Genomic DNA, 24,012 nt, shown 5'->3' on the forward strand with positions numbered 1-24,012 from the left:
TGGTGAATAAAGAGAGAATTGCCTTTCGTGGTTTAAGATATCCTCTATGTTTGCCTCTTCGAAATCCTCTCTCCGCAGCGCTAAGCGCGTAATTATCAGCGCTGCAGCCCTCACCACCGCCTTTGGTATTGGGGCCGGCACTGCCGTTGCCCTGCCGGTTTCTCCAGACCTGCAGTCGCTTAGCCAGAGTGTTCGGGACCTCAAGCTGCCGGAGATCTCGACTCTGAATTCGGGCGACCTTGCCCCTGAGCTCTCTGAGGTACTGGATTCCTCTTCGGTGAAGCTGCCGGATTCGGTCGTCGCTCTGATTAATGAAAACTTCAAGTTCGCTGAAAACAACAAGCAGGTGGCGGACAAGGTCAAAACTCAGCTGCTGAACGCCATCGACAGCCTGCCGTTGCCAGCTGCACAGAAGGCCGAAGCCACCCGCGTCGTCAACGAGATTTTCGGTTTGCTGGGGGGCCAGGACGAGCCGTCGCAGCCTGAGCCGGCGCCTGCCCCTGCTCCACAGCCAGAGCAGAAGCCACGCCCTGAACCACGCCCAGAGCCAAACAACCCGTGCCCGCCGAGCGCCCGCGCATGCGTTGACCTGGCTAACCAGAAGACCTGGCTGCAGGAAAATGGCAACATCACCTACGGTCCGGTGCCAATGTCCTCCGGTATGCCGGGTTACGAAACCACCCGCGGCCACCTGAGCGTTACCCGCAAGGTCCGCGATGAGTGGTCCCGTCCTTACAACGGTCCGATGCCGTTCTCGGTGTACTTCACCAACGACGGCGAAGCTTTCCACGAGGGCTCTGTTAGTCAGATGTCCCACGGCTGCATCCACCTGAACCACGATGATGCTGTGAAGTACTTCGATACCCTGCAGGTCGGCGACGGCGTCTACATCTGGTAGTTAGCTGCGCTGATGCGTTGAAACGATGACCGGGTGACTGAGCCTGTTGAGGCATAGGCGCAGTCGCCCCGGCGGTGAAAAATGAGCTCGCCCCACTAGGTTCTTCCAGTTTGGAAGACAGTGGGAGCGAGCTCATTTTTGTTGGGTCACAGCTGCGGATTCAACAGATGGGGCATCTAGCAGCCGTCGATTACGGAGGGTTACAGGGGGTCCTGCCTACTCGCCAGGGCCCCTGCCCCAAAACCTACTCCACGAAGCTCATTGCGTAGCGAGCAATGGCCAGTTCCTCGTTGGTCGGTACCACGAAGACCTTGACCTTCGAGTCCTCCGCCGAAATCAGACGCGGGCCGTCATTCGGCTGGGAGTTGAGCTCGTCATCAATCTTGATACCGAAGTTCTCAAGCTCAGCCATCGAATCACGGCGGATACCGACATGGTTCTCACCGACACCGGCGGTGAAGGTGATGGCATCGAGGCGGCCGAGAATCAGCATGTAAGAGCCAATGTAGCGGCGCAGCTGGTGGACATACATCTGGTACGCAGCCCAAGCATCCGGGTCGTGGTCATCCATGCGCTCCTGCAGGACTCGGAAGTCATTGACACCAGAGACACCCTTCAGACCGGACTGGCGGTTACACAGATTGTCGATCTCGTCGATGCTCATGCCGTTGCGGTAGAGGTGGAAGATGACGCCCGGGTCAATGTCACCGGTACGGGTACCCATCATCAGACCAGCCAGCGGGGTCAGCCCCATCGAGGTATCCACCGCCTGGCCACCTCGGATAGCCGCACACGACGCACCATTACCCAGGTGCAGCGTAATCTGGTTGATTTCCTCTGCCGGCTTATTCAGAAGGTCCGGCACCTGCTTGGAAACAAACTCATGCGAGGTGCCGTGGAAGCCGTAACGACGGATATCAAACTTCGATGCGACCTCTGCGTTGAGCGGGTACAGAGCAGCAGCTGGCGGCATGGTGTGGAAGAAACCAGTGTCGAAGACGGCGACGTGAGGCACGTCCGGAAGCAGCTTGCGAGACTCTTCGATGCCTACGATATTGGCCGGGTTGTGCAGCGGCGCCAGCGGAATAAGGTCGCGGATCATGCCGACGATTTCGTCGGTAATCAGCTCCGGTCCAGAGAACAGGCGACCACCGTGAACGACGCGGTGACCGACGGCCGCAATATCCACCGACTCCGGACCAACACCGTGCTCATCCATCAGCTCGAACGCGCGGTCAAGACCACTGGCGTGGTCAGCGATCGGCTCAGTGATTTCAATCTTCTGTCCGGAGAACTTCAGATTAATAATGCCGTCTTCTTCACCAATGCGCTCCACCAGACCTGAGACATACGGCGGCTGCGTTGAGTCCTTCTCCGGATCTACCAGCTGAAACTTGATAGAGGAGGAACCGGAGTTCAAAACAAGTACGTGACGGGACATAATAATTAGTTTCCTCCAGCCTGAATAGCGGTAATTGCAACCGTGTTGATGATGTCCGGCACCGTGGCGCCACGGGAAAGGTCGTTGACCGGCTTGTTCAAGCCCTGCAGAATCGGGCCGATTGCCAATGCACCACCACAGCGCTGGGCAATCTTGTAACCGATGTTACCGGCGTCCAGATCCGGGAACACGAAAACAGTTGCCTTACCCGCAACGGAGGAATCCGGCATCTTCTTCGCAGCCACAGACGGGTCAATAGCAGCATCGAACTGCAGCGGACCATCGACAGCGAGCTCCGGAGCCAGCTCCTTGGCCTTGGCCAGACCCGCCTTCACACGGTCCACATCCTCACCTGTGCCGGATGCTCCAGTGGAGTAGCTCAGCATGGCGACGCGGGCGTCGATGCCGAAGGAAGCTGCAGTCTCGGCGGATACTACCGCGATTTCACCCAGCTGTTCCGGAGCAGGCTTCGGCAGCACCGCACAGTCCGCAAAACCCCACAGCGAGTTGTCCATAACCATGAGGAACAGTGACGACACCGTGGAAGCCGACGGCTTGGTCTTAATGATTTGCAAGGACGGACGAATGGTGTGCGCAGTTGTGTGGGCTGCACCGGACACCATGCCGTCGACAAGCCCATTGTGAATCATCATCGTCGCGAAGTAGGAGATGTCCCGCATCGTCTCACGGGCCTGCTCCAGCGTGACCCCCTTGGCCTTGCGCATCTCTGCGAACTGTTCCGCGAACTGCTCAACATATTCGGAGGTCTGCGGGTTCCAGAGATGGGCGGCGTCGATGTCAAAACCCAGTTCGGCGGCGCGTGCCTTCATCGCATCCGGGTCGCCGAGGATAGTGAGCTCACAGATGTCCTCGCGCAGGAGGTAATCAGCGGCTTCAAGAATGCGGTCATCGTCCCCCTCTGGCAGCACAATGTGGCGTTTATCAGCCTTGGCGCGCTGCAATAGCCACCACTGGAAACGCTGTGGAGTCATCACTGCGGTGACCTCGCGGCTTACGACCTTGCGCAGCCCCTCAGCATCGTCAACGGCAACAACGGGAACGTCGAGCTCGAGAGTCTTAGCAGCCTCAGCTGCCTCCTCCCCTGTAAGGACAACTGCGAGTACCTCGCTGTGACGCTGAGCTGCACTGCTGAGAGCCAAACGAACGCGAGCCTTTGCGGCCTCTGTGTGGCAGCCCTCGCCGCCAGCGACAACGATGACACCGGCGCCGGCGACGGTGGCAATGCGGAAGTCAAAATCGAGGTTGCCGGAGCCGGTCAGAACAGCCGCCCCCTCGTTAGCAGCGCGGTCAGCCTCAACAGCACTGACGATGGTGTCAAGCGCGGATTCCGGATCCACAACAACCTGATCCACGGTGGCGCCGTGCGCCCCACCGACAGTGTGGAGGCAACGTGCCCCACCCAGTGCCTCAGACAATGCCGTAATGACATCTTGCAGATTGTCTGCGCGGTCCACTGAAGTAATCAGGACTGCGGAGTTGTTGGTGGACGCTTGGGCGTTCTTATCGCTCACCGACGTTCCTTTCTCGCACTGCGCTTAATCGTTGACTTATTTAAACGTTGACTTGGCTCGAGCCGTTGGACTGCCGGAGGCTCAAGATCATGCTGAGCTTCTAATCCTGCTGAATCTAATCCCGCTGAGTCCCAAATCATTATTTTCATCTTATTGTGAGTCACCTTACATCTCACGGCGGACTCAAACCTCTTTGGTTACCCCTGGTAGCCACACTTTTCCCCGCAGATTCCAACAATTTTCCCGCATAATCGCGGGTTTTATGCGGTTTTTCTAGTGAACTAGCCCAAATTCCCACATTAGACGTGACTAAGGTCACATTTAGTTTTGTATGCCTTCAAAAGCATCTCACCGATGATGTGATGCTCGCCTCTCGATTTTTCGTAAGTTATCGCTACGATTGGGGGCGCTACCATTGGGAATGTCGAATAAACCGATAGCTCACCAATAACTCCTTTCCCCCACGAGGTCACCGCTGGCAGCTACTTACGCCGCGGCCTCGTGGCCGTCGTAAAGCATTAGAGAAAGAAGGACACACTTCATGAATCGCCCGCTCCGCGTTGCCGTAATTGGCTCTGGCCCGGCCGGTGTTTATGCTTCCGATGCACTGATGAAATCCAGTACTGACGTGGAAGTCGATCTGTTTGAAAAGATGCCGGCTCCATTCGGTCTAATCCGCTACGGCGTCGCCCCCGACCACCCACGCATCAAGGGCATCATCATGGCCTTGCACCGCGTGATGGAAAAGCCGGAGCTGCGCCTATTTTCCAACGTTGAGTTCGGCAAGGACATCACACTCGACGAATTAAAGGAGCATTACGACGCCGTCATCTTCGCCACCGGTGCCGTCGGCGACCGCGCACTGCCAACGCCGGGAGCGGACCTGCCGGAGCACTTCGGCGCAGGCGAATTCGTGGGCTTCTACGACGGCAATCCACTCTTTGAGCGCACCTGGGACCTTTCGGCGGAGTCCGTGGCCGTCGTCGGTGTCGGCAACGTCGCGCTGGATGTCTCTCGAATCCTGGCGAAGACCGGTGAGGAACTGCACGTCACAGAGATTCCGGACAATGTCTACGAGGTTCTGAAGACAAATAAGGCCAAGGAAGTCCACGTCTTCGGCCGCCGCGGCCCGGCACAGGCAAAGTTCACTCCGCTGGAGCTCAAGGAGCTCGACTACTCACCGAACGTCGAGGTCGTTGTCGATCCGCGCGATATTGATTACGACTCCGCATCCGAGATTATGCGTCGCAACTCCAAGATCACTGACCAGGTCTGCACCATCCTGGAGAACTACGCCATCCGTGAGCCAAAGAACGCACCGCACAAGCTCTACATTCACTTCTTCGAGTCGCCAGTGGAAATCCTCAGCGAGGAGGGTACCGACGGCCAGCAGCATGTGACAGGCTTGCGCACTCAGCGCATGGAATACGACGGTGCTGGCGGGCTGCGGCCGACCGGCGAGACCACCGACTGGAAGGTCGGCGCTGTCTACTCCGCCGTGGGCTACCGCTCTGATGCGCTGCCGGGTATCCCGTTCGACAACGTGAAGAATGTCATTTCCAACGTCGGTGGTCGAGTCATCGAATCCGACAACACCGAGGATGAAGCAGCCGAGGCCATCACTGGCCTCTACACCACCGGTTGGGTTCGCCGCGGACCGGTCGGCCTGATTGGTAATACCAAGGGCGATGCCAATGAGGCCGTAGCCAATCTGCTGGCCGATGCCGCTGAGGGCAAGAAATTCAACCCGTCGAAGCCGGAGTTGTCCGCTGTCAACGAGCTGCTGGAGTCCAAGGGTATCGACTACCTGGACTGGGAAGGTTGGCACAAGCTCGATGCTGCCGAACGCACCGCCGGCGAGGCCGAGGGTCGCGAACGCAAGAAGTACGTCGAGTGGGATGAGATGGTCACCCACTCCAAGGGCGAGTAACGGCGAGTAACTAGGACGGATAAAAAGCGTCGGCTACGCCACTACCTTCACGTCCGTGTACGCGGCGCGCGAGTCCCAGCGGCAGCACACAATCGGCGCCAACAGCTCGGCCAATGGCTCACCAAAAGCCACCTGACCAGCACCGTCGGCAGCGCCTGCATCGATGACTCGATCCCACAATAGGCCCGGCGCGGTAAACAGCGGCACCACTACGAGTCCGCGTCCGCGCTTGGCCGCGCGCTCCTGCGCCGCGGCCACAGCATCGGCTCCCTTGATTTTCTCAGGACCGACCACGAATGCCGCGCTCACATGTCCCGGCAGCATCCCGCCAAGGTTTGCCGCAAACTGGTGCACCGCCGCATTGGCATCCTCATCAGAGGAGCCGACCCCCATCACCAGCGCATCGACCGGCCAGGAAAAAGATGCATTCTCCGCCGCTTCGATGATTCGCTTTACGACGGCGCGCTTCGTGCCGTCGCCAAGCCCGAGTCCTTCAGCCACTGTGATGTCAACACCATGCCGATCGCAGAGTCGAACCTGCTCGGGAACGTCGACTCGCGAGTGGAACGCATCGGTGAACAGCAGCGGTACGGCCAGTGCCTGAGTCTCGCCGGCAGCGGCGAGCTCGGCACAGACGGTATCCAGTGAGGGCTCGTCGAGGTCCAGCCAGGCGAGGCGAATCTGAGAGGGCGCATCCAGACGGGTGAGCGGCATCTTCTCGCGCACGAGCGCGACCACGTCTTCGAGCACCGGTTTGGTCTCTGAGTGCCGAGAACCGTGCGCAAGCAGAATCAGTGCGGTCATCGATGGTCTCCTCAGGCTCGCTAGCTGTGCTTTCTGGTTTCTCTACCTGGCAGCTCTACTGGGCAGCGCCACGCACGAGGCCTGCGGTGAGGGTGTCACCGGTGCCCGGCTCGATGAGCAGGAACGCACCGACACGACCACCGACGCGGTAGACATCGACCGGCAGCGGCTGTGCGACCTCGACGGTGATCTCAGCGACGTCGTTGACTGCAAGCTGATCAGCTACACCGGTGGGCTCACCGGTTTCGATGTCGATGAGCGCATCGACGGAAGCGATACGACCACGCACCAGCGCGGCACCGTAGCGCACCTCTACGACGCGACCGACTGCCAACGGCTTGTCTGCAAGGTGGACGGCCACGGCGGAGAAACGGCGCACGTCTTCCGGGCGCGTGCCACTGATGAGGTCGCCACGGGCGAGGTCGAACTCGGCATCCAGGCTGATGGCCGCCGACTGGCCGGCCACGGCCTCAGTGACATCCTCAGCTGCCACAGTGATCTTCGTGACCGTAGCCTGACGGTTGGCGTCTACGGAGACAACATCGCCCACACGCACGCTACCTGCGGCGATACGGCCGGCGTAACCACGGTATTCAGTGGCGTGATCGCGAATGACATAGTCGATGGGCAGGCGCAGGTCAGCCTCGGCATCGGTTTCCAGGTCGGCACCGATGTTGAGGTTTTCCAGCAGCTCCAGCACGGTCGGACCCTCGTACCACGGAGTGTGCTCAGAAGAATCGACAATGTTGTCGCCGACCAGAGCCGACACTGGAACAACGAAGGTGTTCTGCAGACCCAGGCGCTCTGCTAGTGCTGCCACATCCGACTCAATCTTGCGGAAGGCCTCTTCGCTGTAGTCCAGCAAGTCAATCTTGTTGACAGCAAAGATTACGTGGCGAACACCCAGCAGACCGGCCACCGTTGCGTGACGCTTGGTCTGCGTCACGACGCCGTTGCGCGCGTCGATAAGCAAAACGACGGCCTCGGCGGTGGACATACCAGTGATGGTGTTTCGGGTGTACTGCTCGTGACCAGGACAGTCGGCGAGGATGAAGGAGCGGACGTCGGTGGCGAAGTAGCGGTAGGCGACATCGATGGTGATGCCCTGCTCACGCTCGGCCCGCAGACCGTCGACCAGCAGCGACAGGTCCGGGTTTTCCTGACCGCGCGCCTGTGAGGAGGCGACGACGGCCTCGTACTGGTCAGCGAGGATATTCTTCGTGTCGTGCAGCAGGCGACCGACGAAGGTGGACTTACCGTCGTCGACGGAGCCAGCGGTGCACAGGCGAAGAGTGCGACGAGCGCGAGTGGCGCGGTCAGCGGAAATCAGGGTAGCTGGGGAATTTGGCTGGCTCATCAGAAGTAACCTTCCTTCTTACGGTCTTCCATGGAGGATTCGGACAACTTGTCATCTGCGCGGGTAGCGCCGCGCTCGGTGAGCTTGGATGTGCGAAGTTCCTCCATGACCTCCGCAATAGTGGTGGCAGTCGATTCGACAGCGCCGGTGCAGCTCATGTCACCGACAGTGCGGTAGCGGACAGTGCGAACCTCGAGGGTCTCGCCGTCGCGGGGGCCACCCCACTCGCCCGGTGCCAACCACATGCCGCCGCGGTTGAACACCTCACGCTCGTGGGCGAAGTAGATGGGAGGCAGTTCGATGTCACGGGCTTCGATATAGGCCCAGACGTCGGCCTCGGTCCAGTTCGAGATCGGGAAAACGCGAACGTTCTCTCCGGCGGCGTGGCGACCGTTGTAGAGGCCCCACAGCTCAGGGCGCTGACGGCGTGGATCCCAACCGCCGAAGGAGTCGCGGACGGAGAACACGCGCTCCTTTGCGCGGGCCTTCTCCTCATCGCGGCGGGCGCCACCGAGAACGGCATCGTAACCGCGGTTGGCAATGGTCTCCACCAGCGGCACGGTCTGCAAGGGGTTGCGGGTGCCGTCGGCACGCTCGGTGAGCACGCCGCTGTCGATCCAGTCTTGGACCTTGGCTACGTGCAGCTTGATGCCCGGCTGAGCGGCAATCTTGTCGCGGAATTCAATAACTTCGGGGAAGTTGTGGCCGGTGTCGACGTGGAGCAGCTCCAGCGGGATACCCGCCGGTGCGAAGGCGCGCTTGGCCAGCTCGAGCACGACGACGGAATCCTTTCCGCCGGAGAAAAGTAGTGCCGGACGCTCGAACTGACCGGCGGTCTGGCGAATAATGTCGATGGCCTCGGCTTCCAGCTCGGCAAGCCGCGGGTCGAGGCGGTTTTGTACGGAAACGGTGGTTGAGCTAGTCATGGGGGTTCTTTCTGTTGGGGCTGTGTTGGCTGTTGTAACTGCGCTGTTTTAGCTGATATCGGTTATCGGCGGGCGGCTAGTGGCTGGCGGCAAGTAGCTGTCTGCTAGCCGCTCGAACTAGAGGTGCAATCCGCACTCAGTCTTCTCGGAGCCCGCCCAGCGACCCGAGCGCGGATCCGCACCCTCTGCCACTCGCGCGGTGCATGTCGCGCAGCCAATCGACGGGAACCCCTGTTGCGTCAGCGGATGCACAATGAGGTCGTTGTCCTCGATGTACTGGGCAACATCCTCATCTGTCCAGGTGGCCAACGGGTTGAGCTTGATGCGACCAGTCTTGTCGATCTCCAGTACCGGCGTGTGTGCGCGGGTCGGCGCGTCGACGCGCTTCAGACCTGTGACCCAGCCCTCGTAGGGGCGCTTCACGGCAGACAGCGGCTCGACCTTCCGCAATGCGCAGCATCGCGTCGGGTCGGTCTTGTACAGATCAACGCCCTCTTCGGCGTCCTGCTCGGCGCGGGTGCGCTTCGGCTCAATCGACAGCAGTCGGTTGTCGTAACGCTGTGCGACCTGCTCTGCCACGTCGAGGGTCTCCGGGAAGTGGTAACCGGTATCCAGGAAAATCAGATCTGCCTCCGGCGCGTGCCGAGCAGCCAGTTCCGCCAACACTGTGTCCTGCATCGACAGGGTCACAGCCAGTGGCGTGTGCAGGTGCTCCGCACCCCATTCCAGTACTTCCCCAGCAGTGGCGGTCTCCAGCTTGGAACCCCACTCCAGTGCGAGCTCAATCAGACGGCGAGCAGTTTCCGGGTTGTCCAGCGCGTCTTCACGCGCGAGCGCCTCCTGAGTCTTAATGACCTCAGCGGTTTTCAGTCCCGTGCTCATGACGCCACCTTTCTATCGATATGTCCGTGCAGTTTCACTGTGAATACCCGGCAGCATTCGCGGCATTGCCAGGCGTAATCGGTTTCCAGGTCGGGCCACAGATCATCACCGCCGCAGTAAGGGCAATGCATCACCGCACCCCGGTTCGGATTGGGGTGTGCGCTTCGGCCACCGATTCCCAGTCGCGCTGGCGTCTCGTCTTTTTCGCTTGACGACGGCCCCTGCGACCGAACCCCATTGGGAGATTCACTCACTTCAGGTCCTCCTCATCAGCGCGGACAATCCACTCGCGGAACTGTTCACCCTCGTGGCGCTGCTCCTTGAAGTGATTGACGACGCGCTCGATGTAGTCACCCAGTTCTGCCGAGGTGACCTTGTGTCCGCGAACCTTGCGGCCGAAGTTGGCATCGAGCCCCAGCGAACCACCGAGGTGAACCTGGAAACCCTCGACACGGTTGCCCTCGTCGTCGGTGACAATCTGCCCCTTGAGTCCGATGTCGGCAATCTGCGTGCGGGCGCAGGCATTCGGGCAGCCATTGAGCGCAATGGTGATTGGGACGTCGAGGTCACCGAGGCGTTCCTCCAAGTCGCCCACCAAATCAATTGCGCGCTGGCGCGTGGTGACAAGTGCGAGCTTGCAGAACTCTAGGCCGGTGCAGGCCAGGATGCCCCGTCGGAAAGCAGAAGGCTTGGCAGACAGGCCAATTTCGTCGAGTTCTGCGAGCAGGGAGTCGACCTGGTCGTCGGCGACGTCGAGGAGAATGAGCTCCTTCATCACGGTGGTGCGGACGCGGGAAACACCGTGGCGCTCGGCGATGTCGGCGAGCTTGACCAGGTCAGAGCCCGGAACACGGCCAACAGCGGGCTTAACACCGACGTAGTTGAGACCGTCGGCCTGCTTGTGCACGCCGATGTGGTCCCGGTCGCCCTCGAAAGGTTCGGGTGCGGGGCCGTCGATAAGCTTGCGGTTGAGGTAGTCGTCTTCGAGTACCTGGCGGAACTTCTCCGCGCCCCATTCGGCAACGAGGAACTTCAGACGCGCACGATTGCGCAGGCGACGGTAGCCGTAGTCCCGGAAGATGCGGCACACACCCGCCCATACCTCGGGAACCTCGTCCTCTGGGATCCAGGCGCCGAGACGCTGGGCGAGCATCGGGTTGGTGGAGAGACCACCACCGACCCAAACGTCGAAACCGGGGCCGTGCTCTGGATGATTGACACCGACGAAGGCAACGTCCTGGACCTCGTGGGTGACATCGAGACGCGGGGAACCGGAAACTGCCGACTTAAACTTACGCGGTAGGTTGGAGAACTCGTCGCCGGAGAGGTACTCCTCCTTGATGCGGCGGATGGCGTTGGTGCCGTCGACAATTTCATCGGCCGCAACACCGGCAACCGGGCTGCCTAGAATAACGCGGGGAACGTCGCCGCAGCCAAAGTTGGTGTCGAGACCAACTCGCTCAAGGCGGTCCCAGATCTCCGGCATATCTTCGACGCGAATCCAGTGCAGCTGGACGTTCTGGCGGTCGGAGAAGTCCGCAGTGTCGCGGGCGAAGTCGCGGGAAATCTCGCCGATGGTGCGAATGCCCTCGGTGGTGGTCTGGCCACCGTCGAGGCGGACGCGGAGCATAAAGTACTTGTCCTGCAGCTCGGCGTTGGTCTTCACGCCGGTGTGCTCACCGCTAAGCCCCTGCTTGCGCTGGGTGTAGAGGCCAATCCACTTAAAGCGAGGCGCTAGGTCCTCCGCGGGGATGGAGTCAAACCCCTGCTTGGAGTAGATGTCGATAACACGCTGCTTAACGGCGATGCCAGCATCTTCTTTCTTAATGCGCTCGTCGTCGTTAAGTGGCTCGCGGCCGTCGATAAGCCACTGCCCCTGTGGCTTCGGTGCGCGCTTCTTACGTCGGGTAGCCGCTGCGGAAGCTGGACGCTCGGCGGTTTTCGTAGGAGAGCTCATGGGGAATCTACCGAATCACTTTCGTTTTGTTCTCGTTGACCGAATTAGTTTCTAATCTTTATAGACCGTTTGGTCTACGTTGCATTGCAGGCAACATTAGACCGACCAGTCTGGCTAGTGCAAGCCGGGACACGCTCGGATACCTAGCGGACCCCCGCTTCGCCCACGCGGACACCGTTTTTCGCACCCACTTTGACACCTTCAGAAGCATCCTCGGCCCCGGCATCAACCGAAGCGGGTGATGGAGATCCAGAACTAGGCACATCAGCCGAGGAAGACTGAGAAGTCGGCTCAAGCTGGATCCGCTGACGAAAACCCGGAAGAGTGTCGTGCGAACGCGCCCACAGCACCAGCGCGACGACAACAAAAGCCCACACAAGCAGCACCGTTGCCAGCACGCCCCCAGAAACCAGCGACGAAAACAGAGTGCGAATATTCAGCCCCACCAACACGCCGCCGATCGCAATTCCAAGCAGCCGCGGATTAATGCGCCCCACCAGGTACGCAGCCAAGGGGGCCGCAATCACACCACCACACAACAAACCAATTACCGGTGCAGCATGCTGGGTGAATTCCTCCCGCAGCTTGGGCAAAAAGCCCAGTACAGCCGCCGAGGCAACGAGAAATTCCGCCGCAGAGACAGTACCGATAATCTTGCGCGGCTGGTCAGCCTCAGCGCCGAGCAAAGTTGAGGTGGTAACAGGCCCCCAACCACCACCTCCAGTGGAATCAAGCAGGCCACCAAAGAGCCCCAGCGGAGCGAGCTTCTTCGGCCCCCAGGCCTTCTTCTTGCGCTTAACACTGGCCAAAAAGGCGAAGCGGATAATCACCCACAGACCGAGGAAAAGCAAGATTGTCGAGGTCACAGGCGTCGCAGCATCACCGTCGAGATTCGCCAAAAAGGTCGCACCAATAAAGGCACCGATAGCACCCGGCACGCCAAGACTCAGCGCGCGTCGCCAGTCGACATTGCCGAATCGCCAGTGTGAAATACCGGAGGCCAGTGTCGTACCCACCTCTGCTACGTGAACCACCGCCGACGCAGTGGCAGCACTACTACCAGCGACAATAAACAGCGAAGTAGCGGTGACACCGAAAGCCATCCCCAGAGTGCCATCGACTAATTGCGCGCCAAGGCCGATTAGCACGAAGACTATGAGTTTTTCCATGACAAGCCCTTCCCCGCTTACCCAACCAGAGCCTGCCGTTGCCACGACGTCCGCACGACAAGCTCTTTTAGACCTCGTTCAGCAGAAGCAATACGCAGCAAAACCCTCTCAAGCCAAAGCAGTGATTCTTGCGGTGTTTTGTGTTTGCTTTTTGTAGACCAGTTTGTCTATATTCTGTTTCAGCAAGCATAGACCGATTGGTCTACGATAAGCAATCGCGACAAAGAAAACGTAGAAAAAGGATTCCACCCAATGACCAACGACCAGACTGCAGCCCAGAACACGGCCGCTTCCTCACTGCCCGATCTCGCCAACTCCACCACGCCGCTGCGTGTAGCCGTGGTTGGCTCGGGTCCGGCCGGTATCTACGCCTCCGACGCGCTGATGAAGTCCGGCCGCGATGTCGCCATCGACCTCTACGAGCGCCTTCCAGTGCCGTTCGGCCTCATCCGCTACGGTGTTGCGCCAGACCACCCGCGAATCAAGGGCATCATTAAGTCCCTCCACCGAGTGCTGGACAAGCCGCAGGTTCGACTACTGGGCAACGTGGACGTCGGCAAGCAGGTCAGCGTTGATGAACTGCGCCAGTTCTACGACGCCATCATCTTCGCCACTGGCGCGACCGGCGACCGCGATCTGAACATCCCGGGCTCGGACCTGCCGGAGCACTACGGCGCCGGTGAGTTCGTAGGTTTCTACGACTCCCACCCGGAGTTTGCTCGCGAATGGGACCTCTCTGCTGAGTCGGTCGCTGTGATCGGCGTCGGTAACGTGGGCCTCGACGTCGCCCGTATTCTCGCCAAGACTGCCGATGAGCTGCACGTCACCGAAATCGCCGACAACGTCTACGACGGCCTGGCAAAGAATGCCGCCCGCGAAGTCCATGTCTTTGGCCGTCGCGGTCCGGCTCAGGCAAAGTTCACTCCACTGGAGCTGAAGGAACTGGACCACTCTGACACCATTGAGGTTGTCGTGAATCCGGAGGACATCCAGTACGATGCCGCCTCCGAAACGTCCCGTCGCGAGTCCAAGATCACCGATCAGGTCTGTACGATTCTGGAAAACTACGCCATCCGCGAGCCAAAGGGCGCCCCGCACAAGCTCTTCATCCACTTCTTCGAGTCCCCGGTCGAAATCATCGGCGAGACCGGTGAGGATGGAGTACAGCATGTCAGCGCTATCCGCACCGAACGCACTGAACTCGACGGCGAGGGTGGCGTCCGTGGCACCGGCACGTTCACCGAATGGCCGGTCGGTGCGGTCTACCGTGCAGTCGGCTACCGCTCCGACGCAGTCACCGGCGTACCGTTCGACACCGGCACCCACACCATCCCAGATGCCGGCGGACGCGTGCTTGACGACGTCGACGGCAACCACATCCAGGGTCTGTACACCACCGGCTGGATTCGCCGTGGCCCGGTCGGGCTAATCGGTAACACCAAGGGCGACGCCAACGAAACTGTCGGCAACCTCATCGCCGACTGGGAGGCAGGCCGCCTGGTCGCACCTGCAAAGCCCACGCATAACGACGTCGACGAGTTCCTGGCCAACAAGGGCCTCCAGGTCACCACCTGGGAGGGCTGGCACGCACTCGACGCCGCCGAACGTGCAGCGGGCGAAGCCGAAGGCCGCGAGCGCAAGAAGCTGGTCGAGTGGGCCGACATGGTTGCGGCCTCCACGGTCGTCGCAAAGCAGCCAGATGCCGATGACGTGGCCGAAGCTGTACACGAAGCGGTTGTGGAGACTGTCGCCAGCTAGCGCGTCGGGTCTAACCGGGCAGTTGATTGTGCACGTCAGTCGGTCTTCGGATTAGAGTTAATACATGGCTTATCATGCAGACTCATCCAACCTGGACGTCAAGGAAGTTCTGACCTGGGAAGGCTTCGGCGTCGCCTCCCGTGAACTGGCACAGCAGATTGTCGACTCGGACTTCGACCCGGAGATCATTATCGCCGTGGCCCGCGGTGGTCTTCTACCTGCAGGTGCACTCAGCTACACCATGGGCGTCAAGCTCTCTGACGCCATTAACGTCGAGTTCTACACCGACGTGGCGGAGACCCTACCGGATCCGGTTTTGTTGGAACCGCTGCTGGACATCGAGTCGATTTCCGACCGCCGTCTGCTGGTCGTTGACGATGTCGCAGACTCCGGTCGCACGCTGCACCTGGTGCTCGATCTGCTTAAGACCCACGGTGCGGAAGTACGCTCCGCTGTGCTCTACGGCAAGTCCCGCTCGGAGATTGCACCGGACTATGTCTGGAAGCACACCGATGACTGGATCGTCTTCCCCTGGTCGGCCGAGCCACCGGTACAGAAGTCCAAGTAGATCAAGTAGCTTACGCACCATAGCGGGCAAACAAAAAAGTGCGCTGCGGGGCCGGTTATGGCCGTACCGCAGCGCACACTAGGTCGTCGAACTAGCCCAGTTCGACGACCTTAATCTTTGATGCCGCCTCCGATGCACGCTCACGAGCAGCATCGACAGAATCCGCGGTTGAAACAGCAACGCCCATGCGGCGACGCGGGCCAGCGACCGGCTTACCAAAGATACGAATATCAGTCTCCGGAATAGCCATGGCCTCCGTCAGCCCGGTGTAACCCGGCTGCTCGATGTCAGCACCGCCGTAGACCACAGCGGAGGCTCCCGGGGACACCAGCGTGACGTCGATAGGCAGACCCAACACTGCACGCGCGTGCAGCTCGAACTCAGAGAAACGCTGGGTGCCCATGGTGACCATGCCGGTGTCGTGCGGACGCGGGCTGACCTCGGAGAACCACACCTCATCGCCGCGGACAAACAGCTCGACGCCGAAGATACCGCGACCGCCCAGCGCGTTGGTGATGCGCGCGGCGACAGAGCGCGCATTGTCCAGGGCGTTTTCACTCATGGCAGCCGGCTGCCATGACTCAACGTAGTCGCCGTCCTGCTGACGGTGCCCAATGGGCTCACAGAACCACGTTGCCCCCTCGCCGGTCTCCGGATCAACGGAGCGCACGGTCAGCAGCGTGATCTCGTAGTCGAAATCGACGAAGCCCTCCACAATGACGCGGCCGGACTCGACGCGGCCGCCACTCATGGCATAATCCCACGCGGCCTGGACATCCTCCGGCGAACGCAGCGTGGACTGCCCCTTGCCCGAGGAACTCATGACCGGCTTGACCACACACGGGAAGCCAATCTCATCGACAGCTGCGGTGAATTCATCAAAGCTGGAGGCGAAGTGATAGCGGGAAGTCGGCAGCCCAACCTCTTCCGCAGCCAGACGGCGAATACCCTCTCGGTTCATGGTCAGCTGAGTCGCCCGTGCGGTTGGAATAACGGTGACGTCCAGCGTCTCGTCTTCCTCAACCTCTTCCAGCACCTCGGTTGCCAGGGCCTCGATCTCGGGGACGATGAAGTGGGGCTTGACCTGGAGAATCAGATCCCGCAGTGCACTGGAATCCGACATATTCAAGACGTAGGCGTGGTGAGCGACCTGGTGTGCCGGTGCATGCTCGTAGCGATCGGCAGCGTGCACCTCAACGCCAAGACGTTGGAAAGCAATGGTCACCTCCTTGCCGAGCTCGCCAGAGCCGAGCAGCAGAACTCGCGTTGCTTCCGGCTGGTACGGGGTTCCGGTGACTTCAGGGGTGAACATCGAGATAAATTCGCTTTCGTCTACGGCACATACGCTGCGCAACCAGCAGCTGTTAAATTGATTGCCTCCAGCATACGACAGCGAGCTGATTCACCGCGGCGGGCACGGGCGGGAACCTAGCGCGGGAACACCCGCTGGAACTCAGCCAGCGCCACCTCACGGTCAGCGGCCAGGACAACATTCGCCACCGAACCGGCAGGATCTTCCACCACCTGTCCGCGGCGTGCTGGCTCATCTGCAAAGGTTCGCTTATCGACGCCCACGAGACGCATCTTCTCCACTTCCCCGGTCACCGCACCGACGGCCACCATCGCGGCAAAGAGGTCATGAACCTGCGCCTTGTAACCGACTCCAACTCCCTGGTGGAACTCAAAGTAGAACTTCAGTGAGCGACGCAGAACACGCAGTAGCTCCGGGTTCATACCGGCATCTCGCCAGGATTCAATCTCAGTATCACTAATGGTGATGGTCTCGGTGACATTGAGCGGAACCAGCGTCGGCACCGGCGCGCCTGCGGCGGTGGCGATGCTGCGCACGGCATCCTCCGGGCGCTCGACGGCCACAGCGCCCGCGGTGCCGAAGACCTCGATGACCGCGGTGGGGTCAACCCAGAAGTTCCATTCCGCAAACTCGGTAACGTTACCGTGGTACTCCACAGCACCACCCATAATGGTCACGCCGTCGAGCTCCCGCATGAGTTCCGGGTACTTCTTCAAAGCGGCCACGTAGGTGGTCATAGGGCCAGTGACCAGCAGGTGCACCTTCTCCCCCGTCGACCGTGCCTGCTCGATGACCTGGCGCCACAGCGCCAGCGGATCCGCCGCCCCTCCGCGCCCCGGCTCGTAGATGACGGCCGGTGGCGCCAGGTTGTAGCCCAGCCCGTACGGACCATGAGTCTCAGGCGTGGTAGTCAGCTCACGGTCAGCGGGCCCCTCGAAACCGCTGACAACCGGGACCTCCGGGCAACCGCAGAGATTCAACATGTACTTGGTGTTGCGAGCGGACCATGCCGCAGTGGTGTTACCACCTGCGCAGGTCACACCCACCAGCTCGATCTCGCCTGCGGTATGTAACCCTGCGAGGTAGACGAGAGCAAGACTGTCATCGATACCCGTGTCAACGTCGGCAAGCACTTTCAAACGCGTCATAAGGTCAAGTGTGACACGAAACACGCTCAGCCCGCAGAGCTAAACACGGGCAAAACAGGGATACAGACGAGTTTTCGCTGGTGCTAGCCGGGTTTACTAGTTCGTCGACATCGCTGCATCACCCACCGGAGCGGGCTCTGGCAGCGGCATATTCAGCTCGGCCAAGACCTCGCGCAGTCGCGTCGGGTAGTCGGTGATGATGCCATCGACACCAGCGGCAATCTGCTCGCGCATGGTCTCCTTTTCGTTCACCGTCCACGGCACCACCTTCATGCCGGCCTCGTGTGCGCGGGAAATCAGCTCCGGCGTGGCGACCGGGTGGTAGTCAGAATCCGACGGTGTCTTGCCGTAAGGAATGCTGTGCGTCGGTGAGAGCACCTGCACGCCGAGCTGCTTGGCGGCCTCGATGATGTCGCCATCGACCTCGTCGTAATTGACATCGCCGATCCAAGGAGAATCCTTCTTCCAGGTGGTTTCGTCCCACAGCATGACCAGCGGAATCTCCGGGTTCCATTCCGCGACCAGCGGCAACGAGCGCCAATCGAAGGATTGAATCATCACACGATCAGCCACACCCGCGCGGTCAATCTCGTCGAGAATCACATCGACGAACTCCTGCGGTTCTGCCGAGTCAGCGCGCTTTTCGCCCTCGATCTTGGTCTCAATGTTGAAGTGGATGTCCTGGTTGTCCTTAGTCAGCTCGAACAGCTCCGGCAGGGTCATCATCCTATTGCCCTTGATTGGCTCCGCATCCGGGAAGTCCTCGAGCTTCTTGTCGCAGACCAGGGTTTGTACCTGCTCATAGGTGAGATCATGTACGAGCTTGCCGACGTACGGGTACTGCGGATCCCCCTCCGTCACTGGCTCGGTGTCCGAGCACTTATCGTCTTGGATCTCCGGATCGTGCCAGACCATAGGCACGCCATCCTTCGTCAGGACGATGTCCAGCTCCAACGTCGTAACGCCCAGCTCCAACGAGTTGATCATCGCCTGCTTGGACTCCTCCGTCCACTCACCGCGACCACCACGGTGCGACTGCAGATCAAAACCCTCCGGCAGCTTAGCCATCGCAGCCGGCCGCACATTCGCGGCCGCATTCAGCTCAGCAACCTGCTGCTTTTCAAAGGTCTTCTCTTCGCTCGACGTAGTGCTAACCGCGCTTGCACTGCTTGACGACGATGCCGCGTCGTTGTCCGCATCATTGCTGCATGCTGCAATAGGAGAAATAGCAAACGCGCCCATAGCGATGGCCGCGATTGCGCGACGCGTGCCGTGGACGCGTGAATTCTGAGGCTGCTCGCTCTGCTTGGTCCGTTCGTCAAACATGGAGTCAGATGAGTTGCGAGAAGACATGGCCGGTGATTTTTCCTCTTTGGGCGTAGTATTAGCGACTTCATAGCGACGGCGCAGTACCGACAACACAGTGTCGACAAACTACCGTCGGAGGTTTACGGAACACAGAAATCTAGATGAAAACTGTGTGGCGCGCCACTACTTTAAAACGGCCTGACAGCACTCGCATCTGGAGAGAGTGCGGGGTGAGCGTTTAATTCCCCTCTGCTTTTGGAATCTCGCCTTCTTGAGCGACCTCTGACCCATCCCAGGAGTACGTAACGGGAGCGTTGTACTGGTCTTTAAAGGCGAAGGCACCGCCGTCTTCGATCATTTTATTGACATCGAAGAAATTGACGGTCACAGTTTTGCCATCGCCCTCGACCGAGTTGATTGTCTGCGGACCACCGGCGGTACCCACGTACTCGCCCTTATGAAACAGCAGCACTGCACCAGCGGTAGTTGAATGCGTAATTTCATTCTGTACTGCTGAGGCAAAGGTCAACTCGCTGGTGGTATCCCAGTTCGTATCGTCCGTGACTGTCCAACCGCTGCCATTGCCACCTTCCATTGAGTTCAGGTCGGCAACCGCTTCTTCGAAAGCCTCTTCCTGGGTTGGCGCAGAAGAACCCCCATCGGAGTCGTTGTCATCGACATCCGGATTGGGGGTATCTGCACTTTCACTGTCATCCTCGACAGTGGTGGTCGTAGTGATGGTCGTCGTTTCTTGATCTACCTGAGAAGCAGAGGTCGGTGCTGCGGTCTCATCAGTGGAGCAACCGGACAAAGCCACTACACCTGCGACCGCCGCGCTAACCAGCATCGACCCGCGACGAACTGAATGACCACTCATGGCTGGAACCTCTTCTGTTCTCTCAAGTTTTCTCAAGCACTGCGCTACGACGGAGCATTACTTTCTCATGTCCGACTCTGAATTGAGTTTACTTGGGAAAACTCAAGAGACCCCGGGAGTGTCCAAGAATTTTCGAAAGCTCTCGAAAATTCTCGGGAGTCCTTAGGAAGCGGGTGTCGCGCCGCCGGGAATCTTGCCCTCGTGGACGACGTGATCTCCGTTCCAGAAGAAGTGAACATTAGAGGTGAACTTGGCCGCATCAGCGTTCGGCGCACCTGCGGCCTCTTGGGCCTCCCAGTCGTGGTAGATGACCGAGATGTTCTTACCATCAGGGGTCGGCGTCACCTTGTTGATGTGCTGAGGCCGGTCAGAGTCCGTACCAATGAACTCACCCTTGTGGAACATCAACAGCACAGTGGAGGACTGAGCGTTGCCCTGCTTGGCCTGATCTGCGAGAGCAAAGCTCAAATCGCTACACGGGCTGAAGTTGGAGGTGCCAGTGTACTTCCACCCATCATGGTTGTTCGGACGCTCCCTGTTGACCTTATCCAGGGCCTCCTGGATTTCAGGTGCTGCCGGGTTCGGGGTACAGCTATCTGCCTTCGCCGGAGCCGGTGCCGGCACTGGGGCCGGTTCCGCCTGAGCCGCGGGAGCTGCAACGGCTCCACCTACTGCGGAGAAAACCATCGCGCCGGAAAGTACGGCGGAACTTGCCAATCGTTGTACTCGGTGTCCTGTGTTTTGCATGAAAACCACACGCCTTCTGTCGTTTGGACTTCTGTCGTTGGACCACGCGGTGAGGCCTACGATACAAAAATGACTCTGGGATGCCAGTGTCAACTGACAATTCCCAGAGCCTTCTCGTGGTTAGCAAATGTTCTTTTTTTACAGCAGCCAGCAGTTTCGACACCGAAGATTTTTTATCTAACAGTTCGATAAAGCCGGGTCGAAAGCCGGACTATTTTCCGGCTAGTTCGCCACTGCCCCCCAGGCTAAGTACCCAGCGCTAGTTGCCCAGCGCTAGTTGTCCAGCACATCGTGGACAACGATGGTCTGGTCACGACCCGGGCCAACACCGATGTAGGAAATGCGAGCGCCGGAGAGCTCCTCCAGGCGGTTCAGGTAATCCTTGGCCTTGTCCGGCAGCTCATCGAAGGTGCGGCAGCCAGTGATGTCTTCGTCCCATGCAGGCATGGTCTCGTAAATCGGGACAGCGTGGTGGAACTCCGACTGGGTGAGTGGCATTTCGTCGTGACGCACGCCATCAACGTCGTAAGCGACACAAATCGGAATCTCGCCGATACCAGTCAGGACATCCAGCTTGGTGATGAACAGATCCGTGAAACCGTTGACGCGCGCGGCGTAGCGAGCCAGCACCGAGTCGTACCAACCACAGCGGCGCTTACGGCCGGTGTTGACTCCGACCTCACCGCCGGTGGTCTGCAGGTACTCGCCCCACTTGTCGAACAGCTCCGTCGGGAACGGGCCAGCACCGACGCGGGTGGTGTAGGCCTTCATGATGCCCAGCACCGAAGTGATCTTCGTCGGGCCGATGCCGGTGCCCACGCAGGCACCACCAGCGGTTGGGTTCGAGGAGGTCACGAACGGGTAGGTGCCGTGGTCGACGTCGAGCATGGTGGCCTGGCCGCCCTCCATGAGGACGTGCTTGCCGGCATCCAAAGCCTGATTGAGCTCAAACTCCGAGTCGATAATCATCGGGCGCAGACGATCGGCGAAGCCCATGAAGTAATCAAAGACTTCATCCGGGTCGATAGCGCGGCGGTTGTACAGCTTGACCAGAATCTGGTTCTTCTGAGCCAGCGAAGACTCAATCTTCTGGCGCAGAATCGACTCATCCAGAATGTCCTGGACACGCAAGCCCGTACGGCCGACCTTGTCGGCATACGTCGGGCCGATACCGCGGCCAGTGGTGCCGATAGCGCGCTTACCCAGGAAGCGCTCGGTCACGCGGTCCAGCGTCTGGTGGTACGGAGCAACCATGTGGGCATTGCCGGAAACGCGCAGGCGGGAGGCTTTTGCACCGCGAGCTTCGAGGCCATCAATCTCGTCGAAAAGCGCCTCGAGGTTGACCACACAGCCGTTACCGATAATCGGCACCGCGTTTTCCGACAGCACACCCGCCGGAAGCAGCTTCAGCTCATACTTCTCACCGCCGACGACAACGGTGTGGCCGGCGTTGTTGCCACCGTTGGGCTTGACGACGTAGTCGACGCGGCCACCGAGAATATCGGTTGCTTTGCCCTTGCCCTCGTCGCCCCACTGGGCACCGACGATAATGATTGCGGCCATAGTCCTACTTCAACTCCTGGGATTGCAGACGACGCATTAGAGTGTAGTCCTATGCGTATTGTTGTGCTGCAGTGTGGCCCCGATGTACCCGCGTTTTCCCAATTGCTCCGCCAATCATGGTCTACATCAGCACCGTCCGCACCATCAGCACCGGCTACTCCGGCACCACCCGCCTATGCGCTTCACGACGTCGCGATGATCCCCGCCCGCAAGGAGCTGGCTTTCATCGATGACCTGGCCAAGGACGTACTGCCTGTCGATACAGCACCGACGCCGGAGGAAATCTCCAAGCAGAAAAAGGTCGACCACTTAGGTGCTCCGCAACCCGCTCCGCAAAAGCCGAGCGAGCCGTTGCGAATTGTGGTCGTTGGCACCGACGCGGCACTGGCTGCCGTGGCAACCTACCTGATGCGCAAGAACCTCCTGTGGATTGAACTGGCACATGTCCCCACCGCGCCCTCGACCGCGGCCAAAAACTGGGGCATCGAAGGAGGAGAAGGGCTCGATGCGGCGGCCGCGCTCACACGCCCGACGATGCCAGTGCCGCTGATCCGCGATGACACCGGGCACGCAATTGTTGGTTACGTCCTACTGACAGAGCCAGGAATTACCGGAGTGTCCTCGGGAAACGGGTTTACTGGCGAGGTCTATGTCGACGAGCATCAGATGTTCTCCGGCACATCCACCGGCCTGCAGATTCGCCCTACCCCCGACGCCCCGGGCATCGTTGCGGCCGAAGTTCCGGCGCCGGACGCGGAAGTCGGTAACGAGGATGGAGGCAACAAAGGCCTGCTGAGCCGACTCGGATTGGGTCGCGGTGGCCGTCGTAAAGCGAAAGAAGCCCCGTCCCGCGAGCTGCACCGTCCGATGACGGGTCGGGCAGTTCAAGTTGGTGGCCTGGGCTTTCGATACGTACGCGATGGCGTGGAGTCGCGAAAGCCGCGCAAGAAAACAACTCTGTACCGACACCTTCGCGACTTGCAGATTGTGCACTAACTGCGTCGGGGCAATAGCCACGGTCTGCCTGTGCGAAAGTGGCGTGCATGAAAGTGACCTGCGCGAAAGTTCGAGTACAGATAACATTTGGGTGTTAAAGCCACTGCCCGCCACTGCCTCGATAGGACAGCATCATGACTGACAACACCCCACGGCTACGCGCTGGCGACCAAGCCCGCCACACTGCGCTGGAACGCTTGGAATGGGCATTCCGCGATGGCCAGATTGACTTTGCGGAATTGCAGGAGCGCACCGAGAAAGCCCAAAAGGCGACGTACATCGATGAGTTGCCCGCATTGACACAAGACTTGTCGCTGCCCGCGAACCTGGCCGAGCCGACTCCACATGCACACCCAAACCCTAACCTGCGCCCGAACCTACACAGCGTCCCGGACGAGCACCATTCGGTGGCACCGAATGCAGCCAACAATCATCAACCAGCTCGGATTGATAGCTCCGCCGCGGCAACTGGTTCGAAGCTCTCCATCGGCATCTTCGGCGGCACCGACAAGAGAGGCCCTTGGACGTGCGCTCCCACGCACACCACGGTGGCGGCCTTCGGCGGGACCGGCTTGGATTTCCGCGAGGCCATCCTGACCGCGGAAACCACTGTCGTCAACATTGGCTGCGCCTTCGGTGGAGTCGACGTCATTGTCCCCGACCACTACCAAGTTGATGTCGACGTGCTGCCCATCTTCGGCGGCACGGATGTTACTGGAAAGCCGGGACGTCACCTTCCAGCTCCTGGCGCAGGCCAGGCTCCGAAGATTATTGTGCGCGGCTTCGTCGCTTTCGGTGGCGTCGAGGTCAAGCGCGTACCGCACTAGAGCACGCTGCAG

General features: G+C 59.9%; 20 protein-coding genes. 6 read left to right on the forward strand and 14 right to left on the reverse strand.

Annotated elements, in window-relative coordinates:
* The first annotated feature begins 46 nt into the window (after positions 1-46).
* Entirely contained in the window at positions 47-898 is an 852-nt protein-coding gene (locus QP982_RS00405) for a L,D-transpeptidase (RefSeq protein ID WP_126108212.1), read from the forward strand.
* A gap of 244 nt (positions 899-1,142) precedes the next feature.
* On the opposite strand, the gene QP982_RS00410 is transcribed toward QP982_RS00405, so the two are convergent.
* The gene (locus tag QP982_RS00410) at positions 1,143-2,339 is read right to left on the reverse strand and encodes an acetate kinase (protein ID WP_069358955.1); all 1,197 of its coding nucleotides are present in this window, start codon (positions 2,337-2,339) and stop codon (positions 1,143-1,145) included.
* Positions 2,340-2,344: 5 nt separating this feature from the next.
* On the reverse strand, positions 2,345-3,670 hold the full coding sequence (gene pta / locus QP982_RS00415) for a phosphate acetyltransferase (RefSeq protein WP_241482374.1): 1,326 nt from the start codon (positions 3,668-3,670) through the stop codon (positions 2,345-2,347).
* A gap of 742 nt (positions 3,671-4,412) precedes the next feature.
* On the opposite strand from pta, the gene QP982_RS00420 reads away from it, so the two are divergent.
* Entirely contained in the window at positions 4,413-5,801 is a 1,389-nt protein-coding gene (locus QP982_RS00420) for an FAD-dependent oxidoreductase (protein ID WP_049169886.1), read from the forward strand.
* Between the two features lie 33 nt (positions 5,802-5,834).
* Here QP982_RS00420 and QP982_RS00425 read toward each other — a convergent pair whose 3' ends face one another.
* The 6 genes from QP982_RS00425 to QP982_RS00450 all read right to left on the reverse strand — a co-directional run bounded on the left by QP982_RS00425 (position 5,835) and on the right by QP982_RS00450 (position 12,896).
* Positions 5,835-6,605, reverse strand: a complete 771-nt coding sequence (locus tag QP982_RS00425) for a sirohydrochlorin chelatase (RefSeq protein ID WP_049169883.1) — start codon at positions 6,603-6,605, stop codon at positions 5,835-5,837.
* 55 nt (positions 6,606-6,660) lie between these two features.
* Complete coding sequence (locus tag QP982_RS00430) at positions 6,661-7,962, reverse strand: sulfate adenylyltransferase subunit 1 (protein ID WP_284870047.1); 1,302 nt, start codon at positions 7,960-7,962, stop codon at positions 6,661-6,663.
* Positions 7,962-8,888: a sulfate adenylyltransferase subunit CysD gene (gene cysD / locus QP982_RS00435; protein ID WP_049189477.1), complete on the reverse strand. Its 927-nt coding sequence runs from the start codon at positions 8,886-8,888 to the stop codon at positions 7,962-7,964. The genes QP982_RS00430 and cysD overlap by 1 nt, the downstream gene beginning before the upstream one ends.
* Before the next feature lie 117 nt (positions 8,889-9,005).
* On the reverse strand, positions 9,006-9,770 hold the full coding sequence (locus QP982_RS00440; RefSeq protein ID WP_048734528.1) for a phosphoadenylyl-sulfate reductase: 765 nt from the start codon (positions 9,768-9,770) through the stop codon (positions 9,006-9,008).
* A gap of 250 nt (positions 9,771-10,020) precedes the next feature.
* Positions 10,021-11,727 carry a nitrite/sulfite reductase gene (locus QP982_RS00445; RefSeq protein WP_016421533.1) on the reverse strand — a complete coding sequence of 569 codons (1,707 nt, stop codon included), beginning with the start codon at positions 11,725-11,727 and terminating at the stop codon, positions 10,021-10,023.
* 143 nt (positions 11,728-11,870) lie between these two features.
* On the reverse strand, positions 11,871-12,896 hold the full coding sequence (locus QP982_RS00450) for a sulfite exporter TauE/SafE family protein (RefSeq protein WP_049169877.1): 1,026 nt from the start codon (positions 12,894-12,896) through the stop codon (positions 11,871-11,873).
* A gap of 252 nt (positions 12,897-13,148) precedes the next feature.
* Here QP982_RS00450 and QP982_RS00455 point away from each other — a divergent pair, with 252 nt between their 5' ends.
* Positions 13,149-14,654, forward strand: coding sequence for an FAD-dependent oxidoreductase (locus tag QP982_RS00455; RefSeq protein ID WP_049169875.1), 1,506 nt, complete (start codon positions 13,149-13,151; stop codon positions 14,652-14,654).
* 64 nt (positions 14,655-14,718) lie between these two features.
* Positions 14,719-15,222 (forward strand): phosphoribosyltransferase, encoded by a 504-nt coding sequence (locus QP982_RS00460; RefSeq protein ID WP_284870049.1) that lies wholly within the window; start codon positions 14,719-14,721, stop codon positions 15,220-15,222.
* 91 nt (positions 15,223-15,313) lie between these two features.
* Here the strand turns inward: QP982_RS00460 and purT are convergent, their stop codons facing one another.
* From purT to QP982_RS00490, 6 genes are all read right to left on the reverse strand, one after another.
* Positions 15,314-16,534 (reverse strand): formate-dependent phosphoribosylglycinamide formyltransferase, encoded by a 1,221-nt coding sequence (purT, locus tag QP982_RS00465; RefSeq protein ID WP_049169873.1) that lies wholly within the window; start codon positions 16,532-16,534, stop codon positions 15,314-15,316.
* Between the two features lie 116 nt (positions 16,535-16,650).
* On the reverse strand, positions 16,651-17,682 hold the full coding sequence (locus tag QP982_RS00470) for a nucleoside hydrolase (protein WP_284870050.1): 1,032 nt from the start codon (positions 17,680-17,682) through the stop codon (positions 16,651-16,653).
* Between the two features lie 96 nt (positions 17,683-17,778).
* Positions 17,779-19,035: a glycerophosphodiester phosphodiesterase family protein gene (locus QP982_RS00475; RefSeq protein WP_284870051.1), complete on the reverse strand. Its 1,257-nt coding sequence runs from the start codon at positions 19,033-19,035 to the stop codon at positions 17,779-17,781.
* Positions 19,036-19,228: 193 nt separating this feature from the next.
* Positions 19,229-19,867 carry an LppP/LprE family lipoprotein gene (locus QP982_RS00480; protein WP_048734507.1) on the reverse strand — a complete coding sequence of 213 codons (639 nt, stop codon included), beginning with the start codon at positions 19,865-19,867 and terminating at the stop codon, positions 19,229-19,231.
* Between the two features lie 162 nt (positions 19,868-20,029).
* Positions 20,030-20,614, reverse strand: coding sequence for an LppP/LprE family lipoprotein (locus QP982_RS00485; RefSeq protein ID WP_069358963.1), 585 nt, complete (start codon positions 20,612-20,614; stop codon positions 20,030-20,032).
* Positions 20,615-20,887: 273 nt separating this feature from the next.
* Positions 20,888-22,177, reverse strand: a complete 1,290-nt coding sequence (locus QP982_RS00490) for an adenylosuccinate synthase (RefSeq protein WP_016421542.1) — start codon at positions 22,175-22,177, stop codon at positions 20,888-20,890.
* Between the two features lie 51 nt (positions 22,178-22,228).
* Between QP982_RS00490 and QP982_RS00495 the strand changes: the two genes are divergently transcribed.
* Together QP982_RS00495 and QP982_RS00500 are read left to right on the forward strand one after the other, a co-directional pair.
* Positions 22,229-23,173, forward strand: a complete 945-nt coding sequence (locus tag QP982_RS00495; RefSeq protein ID WP_284870053.1) for a hypothetical protein — start codon at positions 22,229-22,231, stop codon at positions 23,171-23,173.
* 134 nt (positions 23,174-23,307) lie between these two features.
* Positions 23,308-24,000 carry a DUF1707 SHOCT-like domain-containing protein gene (locus QP982_RS00500; protein ID WP_070601033.1) on the forward strand — a complete coding sequence of 231 codons (693 nt, stop codon included), beginning with the start codon at positions 23,308-23,310 and terminating at the stop codon, positions 23,998-24,000.
* The last annotated feature ends 12 nt before the right edge of the window (positions 24,001-24,012 follow it).

It is taken from the genome of Corynebacterium sp. MSK019 (assembly GCF_030232425.1).
Classification (GTDB): domain Bacteria; phylum Actinomycetota; class Actinomycetes; order Mycobacteriales; family Mycobacteriaceae; genus Corynebacterium; species Corynebacterium jeikeium_D.

Coding starts and splice junctions, on each gene's coding strand:
- QP982_RS00425 (WP_049169883.1), bottom strand. CDS start 6,605: ATGACCGCACTGATTCTGCTTGCGCACGGTTCTCGGCACTCAGAGACC.
- QP982_RS00445 (WP_016421533.1), bottom strand. CDS start 11,727: ATGAGCTCTCCTACGAAAACCGCCGAGCGTCCAGCTTCCGCAGCGGCT.
- QP982_RS00420 (WP_049169886.1), top strand. CDS start 4,413: ATGAATCGCCCGCTCCGCGTTGCCGTAATTGGCTCTGGCCCGGCCGGT.
- QP982_RS00495 (WP_284870053.1), top strand. CDS start 22,229: ATGCGTATTGTTGTGCTGCAGTGTGGCCCCGATGTACCCGCGTTTTCC.
- QP982_RS00430 (WP_284870047.1), bottom strand. CDS start 7,962: ATGAGCCAGCCAAATTCCCCAGCTACCCTGATTTCCGCTGACCGCGCC.
- QP982_RS00480 (WP_048734507.1), bottom strand. CDS start 19,867: ATGAGTGGTCATTCAGTTCGTCGCGGGTCGATGCTGGTTAGCGCGGCG.
- QP982_RS00475 (WP_284870051.1), bottom strand. CDS start 19,035: ATGTCTTCTCGCAACTCATCTGACTCCATGTTTGACGAACGGACCAAG.
- QP982_RS00405 (WP_126108212.1), top strand. CDS start 47: ATGTTTGCCTCTTCGAAATCCTCTCTCCGCAGCGCTAAGCGCGTAATT.
- QP982_RS00410 (WP_069358955.1), bottom strand. CDS start 2,339: ATGTCCCGTCACGTACTTGTTTTGAACTCCGGTTCCTCCTCTATCAAG.
- QP982_RS00470 (WP_284870050.1), bottom strand. CDS start 17,682: ATGACGCGTTTGAAAGTGCTTGCCGACGTTGACACGGGTATCGATGAC.
- QP982_RS00450 (WP_049169877.1), bottom strand. CDS start 12,896: ATGGAAAAACTCATAGTCTTCGTGCTAATCGGCCTTGGCGCGCAATTA.
- QP982_RS00500 (WP_070601033.1), top strand. CDS start 23,308: ATGACTGACAACACCCCACGGCTACGCGCTGGCGACCAAGCCCGCCAC.
- QP982_RS00490 (WP_016421542.1), bottom strand. CDS start 22,177: ATGGCCGCAATCATTATCGTCGGTGCCCAGTGGGGCGACGAGGGCAAG.
- QP982_RS00440 (WP_048734528.1), bottom strand. CDS start 9,770: ATGAGCACGGGACTGAAAACCGCTGAGGTCATTAAGACTCAGGAGGCG.
- cysD (WP_049189477.1), bottom strand. CDS start 8,888: ATGACTAGCTCAACCACCGTTTCCGTACAAAACCGCCTCGACCCGCGG.
- QP982_RS00460 (WP_284870049.1), top strand. CDS start 14,719: ATGGCTTATCATGCAGACTCATCCAACCTGGACGTCAAGGAAGTTCTG.
- QP982_RS00455 (WP_049169875.1), top strand. CDS start 13,149: ATGACCAACGACCAGACTGCAGCCCAGAACACGGCCGCTTCCTCACTG.
- QP982_RS00485 (WP_069358963.1), bottom strand. CDS start 20,614: ATGCAAAACACAGGACACCGAGTACAACGATTGGCAAGTTCCGCCGTA.
- purT (WP_049169873.1), bottom strand. CDS start 16,534: ATGTTCACCCCTGAAGTCACCGGAACCCCGTACCAGCCGGAAGCAACG.